The sequence below is a fragment of the Neobacillus drentensis genome, assembly GCF_036965645.1.
GTDB lineage: Bacteria > Bacillota > Bacilli > Bacillales > Cytobacillaceae > Neobacillus > Neobacillus drentensis_D.
In genome coordinates, this window is sequence record NZ_JBALPZ010000044.1 from 60,648 (window position 1) to 70,975 (window position 10,328).

The window sequence follows — 10,328 nt, forward strand, 5'->3', positions numbered from 1 at the left end:
ATTGACAACGACAACAACTATTAGAGAAAAAGGTAAAATTTAAAAGTAATGTATTTTGAAAAAGCAAAAAAAGCCCCCTGCATTTACAGGGGGCTATCTCTTATGCTAGATGTGAATAGTTTTCTTTTACCACTTCAGCACAGCGCGGGCATAGAGCGCTATGCTCTGGATCTTGCCCCACCTCTGGTGTAACAATCCAGCAGCGGTCACATGTTTCACCTTCTGCTTTTGTTACCACAATCGCCGCTGTTTCTAATTTTACGGCATGTTCAGGTGCCTGATCATACAATCCAGCCACTTCAAAACCGGAAACAATAAACAACTGCTTCAAGTCTTCACTGATGGAATCCAATAGCGCTTTTGATTTGTCATTAACATATAAAGTTACCTTCGCCGTTAAAGACTTACCGATTACCTTTTGATTACGGGCTTCTTCAAGAGCTTTTAACACATCATTGCGGAGTGTCATAAATGCAGACCATTTTTCTTCTAGAGCATCTGCTCCTTGTAACTCTAGGTATTCTGGAAGATCTGTTAATTGTACACTTTCTTCTTTAACAGCCGGGATAAACTTCCAAACCTCATCTGCTGTATGAGAAAGAATTGGCGAAACCAATTTAGTTAAAGCTACCAATGATTCATAAAGGACGGTTTGAATAGCACGGCGCTCATGGTTATCAGCTGCCTCAATATAAAGAACATCTTTTGCAAAATCAAGATAGAATGCACTTAAATCAAGCGTACAAAAGTTATTAATAGCATGATAAATACCGGCAAACTCGTAGTTCTCATAAGCATTACGAACATATTTGATTAATTTATTAAGTTTCACCAGCATAAATTGATCCACTTCACGTAAGTTTGTATATTCAACCTTATTTACAGCTGGATCAAAGTCTGCCAAGTTCCCTAACAAGAAACGGAAAGTGTTGCGAATTTTACGGTAAACCTCTGCCACTTGTTTTAGGATGGCATCAGATACACGAACATCAGCCTGATAGTCAACAGAAGCAACCCAGAGGCGTAAAATATCGGCACCTAATTGATTCATAACCTTAGCTGGTACGACCACATTCCCAATTGATTTACTCATTTTTCTGCCTTCACCGTCAAGCGCAAAGCCGTGGCTTAATACACCTTTGTATGGTGCCTTGCCGGTTACAGCAACTGCGGTTGATAACGATGAGTTAAACCAGCCGCGGTATTGGTCTGAACCTTCAAGATAAAGGTCTGCTGGGCGGACTAAATCTTCTCTCTCAAGCAATACCGCCTGGTGAGAAGAACCAGAATCGAACCAAACGTCCATAATATCCGTTTCTTTTGTAAACGTACCATTTGGACTGCCAGGATGTGTAAAGCCTTCTGGGAGTAAATCCTTTGCTTCTCGCTCGAACCAAACATTTGAACCATGATTACGGAAAAGATTTGAAACATGTTCGATCGTTTCATCTGTGATAATTTCTTCACCATTTTCCGCATAGAATACAGGGATTGGAACACCCCAGACACGTTGACGGGAGATACACCAGTCGCCGCGGTCACGAACCATATTAAATAATCTTGTTTCCCCCCAGGCAGGAACCCATTTTGTTTCCTTTACTGCTTCTAATAGATCATTGCGGAAATCTTTAATCGATGCAAACCATTGGGCAGTAGCACGGTAAATTACCGGTTTTTTTGTTCTCCAGTCATGTGGATAGGAGTGTGTAATAAATGAGAGCTTTAACAGTGCACCAGCGTCTTCCAAAGCTTGAACAATCGGTTTATTGGCCGTATCATAAAATAAACCTTCAAACCCCGCTGCTTCAGCCGTCATTACACCTTTATCATCGACTGGACACAACACATCTAGGCCATATTTCTGTCCGACATAGAAGTCATCTTCACCATGACCTGGAGCAGTATGAACACATCCAGTACCAGCATCTGTAGTTACGTGTTCTCCTAACATTACTAAAGAATCACGGCCATATAATGGATGAGCTGCAGTGATATATTCTAATTCCGAACCTTTAACTTTTTGAACAACTTCCGATTCTTCCCAGCCCACTTCTTTAGTGACAGCTTCTAATAATGCCTCAGCAACGAGATATTTTTCACCGTTTACGGAAACAACCACATAAGTTAAATCAGGATGGACAGAAATACCAAGGTTGGCAGGCATGGTCCAAGGAGTTGTCGTCCAGATGACAATTTGTGTATCTGTATCTAAGACACCCTTACCATCTTTGACTTTAAAGCCCACATAGATAGATGGAGACTTTTTATCTTGATATTCAATTTCAGCCTCTGCTAGCGCTGATTCACTTGATGGGGACCAATATACTGGCTTTAGACCTTTATAAATATAGCCTTTTTTCGCCATTTCCCCAAACACTTTAATTTGCTGTGCTTCATATTCAGGCTTAAGAGTAATATATGGGTTTTCCCAATCTCCCCTAACACCGAGACGCTTAAATTGAGTACGCTGATTATCAATTTGTTCAAGTGCATACTTAGCACAAAGCTCCCTGAATTCAGCAACTGTCATTTCCTTCCGTTTAACACCTTTATTGGTTAATGCCTGTTCAATCGGCAAACCATGTGTATCCCAGCCAGGAACATATGGTGCATGAAAGCCGCTCATTGATTTATAACGGACAATCATATCTTTTAAAATCTTATTAAGGGCATGCCCCATATGGATATCGCCATTAGCGTATGGAGGTCCATCATGCAGGACAAACATAGGCCGTCCCTTTGTCCGTTCTTGTACTTTTTGATAAATATTCATTTCTTCCCATTTTGCCTGAATTTCAGGTTCTCTTTGAGGCAGGTTGCCACGCATCGGAAATTCCGTTTTGGGCATTAATAGTGTATCTTTATATTCCATTTTCTCTTTCCTCCTGTAATCATCCATATATACAGAATAGCCATTAGACAATAAAAAAAACCTTCTCATCCCAAATAGGGACGAGAAGGTTTTATTCCCGCGGTACCACCCTGATAAATAATACCATTTGTATGTGGCATTATCCTCTTTACCATTCGTAACGTGAATAACACGCCTAAGCCTACTATTCCCATTGGGGGTTCAACTTGGAACTCGAGGGTGATTTTCCAATTTTTCAACTTTACCGGGCTTGCACCGTCCCCGACTCGCTAAAAAGCTTTAGAAAAATTGTACTGTCCCTTTCATCGTCAATTTTCATTCTATTTACTCTGTTTAAAAATTATATGCTAATAAAATGTATTTCGTCAAGCTAAGGAATCTTCTTCTTCATGAATCTTTAGTTCTGTAGCATCAACTTCATACTCTAATAAATGATCCCAATCATCTGTATTCAGCATATCAAGTTGTGCTTCAATCAACATTTTAAATCTTGTACGGAAAACTTTTGATTGTTTCTTTAAATCTTCAATTTCAAGGGCAATTTTTCGGGCTTTTGAAAGGGATTCATTCACAATCCGATCCGCATTTTTTTCTGCTTCTTTTATAATAAGTTTGGCTTCCTTCTGAGCATTGCGCTTTACTTCTTCGCCTGCTTCCTGGGCGATGATGATTGATTTGTTAAGTGTTTCTTCAATATTAACAAAATGACCTAGACGATCATTCATCTCATTGAGGCGCTCTTCTAATTCTCTTTTTTCTCTAAGTACTAGTTCATAATCCTTGATAACTTGGTCTAGAAATTCATTCACTTCATCTTCATCATATCCACGAAAACCCTTATTAAATTCTTTATTATGGATATCTAACGGCGTTAACGGCATTAATGCCACCTCCATGCGATCTGTGCTTCTGTATGTATAAGCAAATATTCGACAGTTTTTTCTTAATTCCTGCTTAATTTGCAATTATTTTTGTTTTCCAATTGTAATTCGCCATTTTTCCTTTTTGGTTCTTCCACCCATACCGATAATCTTTGCCCGACCGTATCCTCTGACTGAAAGCATATCTCCCTCTTCACATGAAAAGGAAGGATTCTCGATTATAGTCCAGTTCACCTTGACGAGACCATGCTGAATTAAGGATAGCGATTTTTGCCGGGAAAGATGATAAATTCCTGATATAACCGTATCGAGCCGTAAGGACGATAATGTTAATTCATTCTCATCCCACAGCTCAGCAGCGGCAACGGCATTTTCAATGCCCATTTCGACCAATTTAACTCCAGCCCTGCCAATTGATTCAACATTGCCTTTTATATACTGGCTTATTTCTTTGGCAGCAAAAAATTGGACACGCCCTTCACTTATCAGAATGTCGCCGAATTTGCCCCGTTTCAAGCCTAAAGACATCAGCGTTCCTAAAACCTGCCGATGTTCAATTGTAACAAACTTACGGGAATATTGAATTTCGAATAAGCTGATTTGAAAGTCTGCCTCAGTAGGGACCAAATAATCTGGATAAAGGAGTGCTCTGTTCCTTTCTAAACCAGAAATCCCTCCAAAGAGCTGGTATTTTACCTCACCATACTCACCGATCAGCATCCTGAGTATATGCTGTTCTCTAGGATCAAGAAAATCCGTTAGTTTAGGGGCGTATTGCTGCTCCACATTGCTTTTCCATTGTAAAACCTGATCAATAAATTCCCGTTCTTCAGGCCGAAAATGTTGATAAATATTCATCTGTAGTAACACAACCTATTTTCATTCTTAAGTAAGCCACAAATAGACACGTGCTAATCCACTGCTGGCAAAATTTAAAACAAGAAATGCCACTATTGGCGAAATATCCATCATTCCGATAGGAGGAATGATTCTTCTAAATGGCTCTAGATAGGGTTCACAAATCCTAGCCATAATTTGTCCTATTGAAGATTCTCTAGCATTTGGAAACCATGACATCAATATATAAATAATTAACGCCCATGAATAAATTTCAATTAAATGTTGTAATAGACTAAAAACTAAAGCCATCCACATTACCACCTTGTATTAGGGTTATTGTGCTCAGGAAGGAAATCGGTTATATTCCCAGTGACTTCCACATTATCAGGAGTACATAAAAAAATACTTGAGCCAATTTTTTGAATATCTCCCCCAATGGCATAGACTACTCCGCTTAAAAAATCAATAATCTGACGGCCTTGTTCATGATCAATGCTTTGCAGATTGACAACTACAGCACGACGATTCTTTAGGTGATCAGCAATCACAGTTGATTCAGAATAGGTTACCGGCTCTAGTAAGATAACCTTTGCAGGTTTAGTTGTATTGGACGTATTAACTGGCTTTGGTACGCTTTGGAAATTAACTACATTTTGAGTCTTGACAGTTGTTGGCTGCTTTTGCTTGACAGGAACCGATTTCTCCTCATATTCATCATTGTTATCATCATATTCATCATTTAAAAAGAAAAATGTTTTTAATTTTGATTTAATCGTCATTTTCTTCTCTCCTTAACCGTCTTCACCGACAAGTGCTGTTCCAATTCTAATCATAGTTGCTCCTTCTTCAATGGCGATGACAAAATCGTTAGACATTCCCATTGAAAGGTTTGAACAAGGTGCAAACTCCAACTGTATGCTCTGTACTTGATCTCGAAGCTCTCTTAATTTCCGAAAACAATCACGAAGAATTTGTTCATTATCTGTTAATGGTGCCATTGTCATGAGTCCATCAACAACAATGTGCTCAAAGTTTGAAAGTGACTTAATAAAAGGAATGACCTCTTCAATCGATAGTCCGTGTTTCGACTCTTCCCCTGAAACATTTACTTGGACAAGACATTTTATTTTATCGCTTGCACGCTTATTAATTTCTTCTGCAAGTGATAAGCGGTCTAATGAATGGATATAATCTACCTTACCTATGATGTTTTTTACCTTGCGTGTTTGCAGTGTCCCAATATAATGCCATGCAGGCCTGTCCTTTATTACTTCCCATTTTTTTAAAAGGCTGTCATCCCGGTTTTCACCCAGATTATTTATACCTGCATCAAGTGCTTCCTGAGCTCGTTCAATGCTGACATATTTCGTGACTGCAATCAAAGTCACTTCATCGCTGTTCCTATCAACTTTTTGGCAGGCTTCATTTATTTGTTGATGAATTCTCTTTAAATTTTCAACTACTTTCATGGTGACCTACTACTCCTTCCAGCCAATAAAACTCATCATTCTTCCTGTTTTGCCTTTGTCACGGCGGTGTGAGAAAAATTCCTCTTGGTCGCAGCTGGAACATAGATTTGTTTGAAGAATATTTTTCTCCGGAACACCAGATGCCAGCAGAATCCGCCTATTTAGTTCTTGTAAATTAAGGGAAAATTGTCCCTCCGTAATTAAATTATAGGTTAATGCGGCGCCTTCTACTAGTGATTTTTCTACAAAATTAATAACATGTTGATCAACAATGTAACAATTTTCGCAAATAGATGGTCCAATTGCGACATGAATTTCAACTGGTTTAATTCCCTCTTGTCCCCAAGCATCTATCATCTTCTTGGCGATTTGACCAACGCTCCCTTTCCAGCCCGCGTGAGCAATTCCTATCATCCTCTTCTCGGGGGCAATAAAAAAAAGAGGGACACAGTCAGCGAAACAAAGTGTTAACAGGATTCCCTCTTCATCCGTATAAAAGCCATCTGTACCTTTAAATGAATCTTCGTATGAATTGGATCCAGTTCCACGATCTGCTTTTGTTATTTTCTTGATGACGATATCGTGTGTTTGTTCTGCTCCAACCCAGTTGTTTAACGGGAACTGCAGCAATTCAGCCACTTTTTCTTTATTTGAACAAACATTGGTTACATCATCACCTACATGAAAACCAAGGTTAAGGGTTTTATAGTATCCCTTGCTTGTCCCTCCATTCTTGGTTGTGAAGCCAGCCTCCAATGTTGGGTAGTTTCTTATCCAGCTATCGATGGATAAATAGGAAAAGTTCTTTTTAACAAAGGGTTCCATCAAAAATACCTCATTTGTTTTTTCTATAGTTTACCATGAAAAGAAAATTTGGTCACCAAAATGGGAAAATCAAACTTCCGTCTGCTCTCCGATCAATTCATTACTGCCTTTATACCTAACTAATATGACGTCTTGGCCTATCTTAATGATATTTTTCCATGGAATGATTATTTCTTCCTCTTTACCAAAAAATCCAAGAACTCTTCCGCTGCCTGATATAATAACAGCTTCAATTTTCCCGGTTGTTAGGTTAATGTCGATATCACCAACATTTCCGAGTCTTTTCCCATCCGATACATTTACAACATCTTTTATTTGAAATTCTGATATTTTCACCACATCACCACTCCCACTAACATACTATTATCACTATATGTCGGCACAGGCTTTTTTATCTATAAAAAATAGGTTGTGATAAATGACAATGTTAACCTATAACGATGTTGATTGGAGCGGAAGGCGGGAGTACGGAACAGGGGGAGACCCCTCGGACCGCCCGCGAACCGCCCGCGCCTGAAGCGGAAATCAACATCCCAATTTATCTCACAAAAAATAAGCTGTCCGGCTGGACAGCTTTAACTTTGAATATTTTTATTCATTTGTCTAATGGCTGCTTTCTCAAGGCGAGAGACTTGTGCCTGAGAAATACCAATTTCATCGGCCACTTCCATTTGCGTCTTCCCTTGGAAAAACCGCTTTCTAAGTATCAGCTTTTCACGATCATTTAGCCTGCGCATGCCTTCTTTAAGGGCAATCTCTTCAATCCAATGAATATCTTTATTTTTTTCATCACTTAGCTGGTCCATAACATAAATTGGGTCACCGCCATCATTATAGATGGGTTCAAATAAAGAGACCGGGTCTTGGATTGCATCCAGGGCAAAGACGATTTCCTCATGTGGTACCTCTAAGACCTTGGCGATTTCCTCAGCAGTTGGTTCACGTGACGTCTCGCTCATCAATCGTTCCCTTACTTGAAGTGCCTTATAGGCAATATCTCTTAAGGAACGCGACACACGAATTGGATTATTATCACGCAAATATCTTCGAATTTCTCCTATGATCATTGGTACGGCATAAGTGGAAAACTTTACGTTTTGACCTAAATCGAAGTTATCAATTGATTTCATAAGTCCAATACAGCCAACCTGAAATAAGTCATCGACAAACTCGCCACGATTGTTAAACCGCTGAATGACGCTTAGGACAAGTCGTAAATTACCGTTGACAAGCTTTTCACGAGCAAAAATATCGCCCTCTTGCATTTGCTTGAAGAGTATTCTCATTTCTTCGTTCTTTAAAACAGGAAGTTTTGATGTATCTACACCGCAAATTTCAACTTTATTTCGAGTCAATCCTTTTCCCTCCTCACAGGAGCTGCTGTACAAAAAACAGTATCTCCCCGAGAAGGAAAAATATGCACCTGTCCTCAGCAGGGGGCAGGTGCATAAATGTCGAAAAATGCGATTACATCATGAATTAAATAGGTTTTTAAGGTGGAAAAATTTTTCTTTTAGCAAAATATACTTACTTTAATAACTTGAAAATTTTGGGTGCAACACTTATACTTACACCATTTTATTAAATTCTTTCCGCAGCCTTTTAATAATTCTTTTTTCTAGTCTGGATATATAGGATTGGGAAATCCCAAGCATGTCTGCAACATCCTTTTGGGTTTTTTCTTCACCATTTGTTAGGCCAAATCTTAGCTCCATAATTTGCTTTTCACGGTCTGTCAGCTGGTGCAATGCCTTCGTAAGCAGCTTTCGATCAACACTAGCCTCTAAGTCCTTTGTAATAATATCATCGTCTGTTCCTAAAACATCCGATAATAATAACTCATTTCCATCCCAATCAATGTTTAAAGGTTCATCAAACGAAACTTCTGATCTTATTTTGTTATTACGTCTTAAGTACATTAGAATCTCATTTTCAATACACCTTGAAGCATATGTAGCAAGTTTGATCTTCTTTTCAGGATTAAACGTATTTACGGCTTTTATTAATCCTATTGTTCCAATACTAATCAGGTCCTCAATATTAATGCCGGTATTCTCAAATTTTCTAGCAATGTAAACAACTAGCCGAAGATTTCGTTCAATTAGAATTGATCTTGCTGCCTTGTCGCCTCCGGGAAGCTTTTTCAATAAAACCTCTTCTTCATCCTTACTCAAAGGAGGCGGTAATGCTTCGCTTCCACCAATGTAATACACTTCATCCGTTTTAAGTCCTAGTTTAATCAGTAATTTATACCAAAAATAAGTTATACGAAATCTCCATTTTTTCATGCTTGTTCCTCCTTCTAAAATATATTTCGAATGAGTATAGTTATATTAACTTACCTTCACAGCCCCTCCTTGCCGCTTAGGTCCGGTGAGCATTTTAGGATGAACAATACATTCAAAGGCACCATCTGCCGAGAGACGCTGCATCGTAAACGAGGCAAGACCTTTTTCACAAACATATTGATCGCCATTATGTTCAATTAAAATCAGATCGGGTTTGATAGCCAGAATTACCTGATGCTCTTGTCCAACGACCTTATATGGGATGATTCTCAGCCTATGCTGCCATTCATTCATGTTTTCTTGATTCCCCATAATGAATTGTTCTGGGTCCGCTGCCGCGAGCTTAGTAATAGATTCAGGAACAGTTTCAACCAGGTCTTTAACAGATACAAACATAACAGGGAGTTTAGACAACGGATCATACAATTGATTCCCACTGTCGACCAGTCCCTTGAAATGCAATATTTCATTTTCGATATGGAGTTCAATATTGACAATTTGCTCAAATTGAATTTTGGTCATTTCCATGCCCTCTACATTTTTTCTCGCAAAGTGCCAGGCTAAGGGAAAACCAATAAGAACAAACAGCCAGCTAATCGGGTCACCAAATCCCTTTCCACTCGATGCTAGAACTTTTACGGATAGTTCCAAATCAGTTTGAATAAAATAATGGGCTCCCATTATTGCTCCGCCAATTAAAAAAGTAGAAACATATAGCGTCATTAAAGCTTTGAAGAAAAAAGTGACCCTCTTAAATCCAAATGCTATTAATACCATTAACATTGAACAAATAAGTTTTGAGATGGGATGGCTGGTATAGGCATTTAGTGGTGTAAATGATAATAGAATGATCAATGAACCTATAAATCCACCGGCAAGTAATCTCCAAATTTGTATTTTTCTTTTAAGAAATATAGCCGTTAAGTAAAGGAGAAGGCTATCGAATAACAAATTAAGAGCCCAAATCACATCAAGATAAACCGTCAAGCAAGCTTCCTCCTTCATTCAGCTTTTGGCTATTTGAGCTTTATTCTTCTGTTTACGAAAAAGTATAACGTACTTTCCTAGCTGAAGTGTGTCACTTTCTGTAATCAAAAAATCAGAAATTTTCACTATAACCAACGGATTTTGTCATATTCATATAGTTGAAAAT

At 38.6% G+C, this 10,328-nt stretch carries 11 protein-coding genes and 1 other annotated feature; all 11 genes read right to left on the reverse strand.

Features of this window, described 5'->3' with window-relative positions; all coding sequences use genetic code 11:
* Positions 1 to 100: 100 nt before the first annotated feature.
* The 11 genes from ileS to spoIIGA all read right to left on the reverse strand — a co-directional run bounded on the left by ileS (position 101) and on the right by spoIIGA (position 10,162).
* Entirely contained in the window at positions 101 to 2,872 is a 2,772-nt protein-coding gene (gene ileS, locus V7266_RS09365; protein WP_335467621.1) for an isoleucine--tRNA ligase, read from the reverse strand.
* Positions 2,873 to 2,945: 73 nt separating this feature from the next.
* Positions 2,946 to 3,187 (reverse strand) — a binding site (T-box leader).
* A 50-nt stretch (positions 3,188 to 3,237) separates the two neighbouring features.
* Positions 3,238 to 3,753: a DivIVA domain-containing protein gene (locus V7266_RS09370; RefSeq protein ID WP_144562822.1), complete on the reverse strand. Its 516-nt coding sequence runs from the start codon at positions 3,751 to 3,753 to the stop codon at positions 3,238 to 3,240.
* Positions 3,754 to 3,837: 84 nt separating this feature from the next.
* Positions 3,838 to 4,611: an RNA-binding protein gene (locus V7266_RS09375; protein WP_335467622.1), complete on the reverse strand. Its 774-nt coding sequence runs from the start codon at positions 4,609 to 4,611 to the stop codon at positions 3,838 to 3,840.
* Between the two features lie 27 nt (positions 4,612 to 4,638).
* Positions 4,639 to 4,902: a YggT family protein gene (locus V7266_RS09380; protein WP_335467623.1), complete on the reverse strand. Its 264-nt coding sequence runs from the start codon at positions 4,900 to 4,902 to the stop codon at positions 4,639 to 4,641.
* 5 nt (positions 4,903 to 4,907) lie between these two features.
* Positions 4,908 to 5,372, reverse strand: a complete 465-nt coding sequence (locus tag V7266_RS09385; RefSeq protein WP_335467624.1) for a cell division protein SepF — start codon at positions 5,370 to 5,372, stop codon at positions 4,908 to 4,910.
* Between the two features lie 12 nt (positions 5,373 to 5,384).
* Positions 5,385 to 6,062 (reverse strand): YggS family pyridoxal phosphate-dependent enzyme, encoded by a 678-nt coding sequence (locus tag V7266_RS09390; RefSeq protein ID WP_335467625.1) that lies wholly within the window; start codon positions 6,060 to 6,062, stop codon positions 5,385 to 5,387.
* Positions 6,063 to 6,071: 9 nt separating this feature from the next.
* Positions 6,072 to 6,887 carry a peptidoglycan editing factor PgeF gene (gene pgeF / locus V7266_RS09395; RefSeq protein ID WP_335467626.1) on the reverse strand — a complete coding sequence of 272 codons (816 nt, stop codon included), beginning with the start codon at positions 6,885 to 6,887 and terminating at the stop codon, positions 6,072 to 6,074.
* A 69-nt stretch (positions 6,888 to 6,956) separates the two neighbouring features.
* Complete coding sequence (locus tag V7266_RS09400; RefSeq protein ID WP_335467627.1) at positions 6,957 to 7,226, reverse strand: YlmC/YmxH family sporulation protein; 270 nt, start codon at positions 7,224 to 7,226, stop codon at positions 6,957 to 6,959.
* Between the two features lie 236 nt (positions 7,227 to 7,462).
* Positions 7,463 to 8,242 carry an RNA polymerase sporulation sigma factor SigG gene (gene sigG / locus V7266_RS09405; RefSeq protein WP_335467628.1) on the reverse strand — a complete coding sequence of 260 codons (780 nt, stop codon included), beginning with the start codon at positions 8,240 to 8,242 and terminating at the stop codon, positions 7,463 to 7,465.
* Positions 8,243 to 8,455: 213 nt separating this feature from the next.
* Positions 8,456 to 9,175, reverse strand: a complete 720-nt coding sequence (gene sigE / locus V7266_RS09410; protein ID WP_335467629.1) for an RNA polymerase sporulation sigma factor SigE — start codon at positions 9,173 to 9,175, stop codon at positions 8,456 to 8,458.
* A gap of 45 nt (positions 9,176 to 9,220) precedes the next feature.
* Positions 9,221 to 10,162, reverse strand: a complete 942-nt coding sequence (spoIIGA, locus tag V7266_RS09415) for a sigma-E processing peptidase SpoIIGA (RefSeq protein WP_335467630.1) — start codon at positions 10,160 to 10,162, stop codon at positions 9,221 to 9,223.
* Between the last annotated feature and the right edge of the window lie 166 nt (positions 10,163 to 10,328).

Bases quoted from the DNA above. Each gene is read 5' to 3' on its own strand.
- V7266_RS09385 (WP_335467624.1), bottom strand. From the start codon at position 5,372: ATGACGATTAAATCAAAATTAAAAACATTTTTCTTTTTAAATGATGAA.
- ileS (WP_335467621.1), bottom strand. From the start codon at position 2,872: ATGGAATATAAAGATACACTATTAATGCCCAAAACGGAATTTCCGATG.
- V7266_RS09370 (WP_144562822.1), bottom strand. From the start codon at position 3,753: ATGCCGTTAACGCCGTTAGATATCCATAATAAAGAATTTAATAAGGGT.
- V7266_RS09375 (WP_335467622.1), bottom strand. From the start codon at position 4,611: ATGAATATTTATCAACATTTTCGGCCTGAAGAACGGGAATTTATTGAT.
- pgeF (WP_335467626.1), bottom strand. From the start codon at position 6,887: ATGGAACCCTTTGTTAAAAAGAACTTTTCCTATTTATCCATCGATAGC.
- sigE (WP_335467629.1), bottom strand. From the start codon at position 9,175: ATGAAAAAATGGAGATTTCGTATAACTTATTTTTGGTATAAATTACTG.
- V7266_RS09380 (WP_335467623.1), bottom strand. From the start codon at position 4,902: ATGGCTTTAGTTTTTAGTCTATTACAACATTTAATTGAAATTTATTCA.
- V7266_RS09390 (WP_335467625.1), bottom strand. From the start codon at position 6,062: ATGAAAGTAGTTGAAAATTTAAAGAGAATTCATCAACAAATAAATGAA.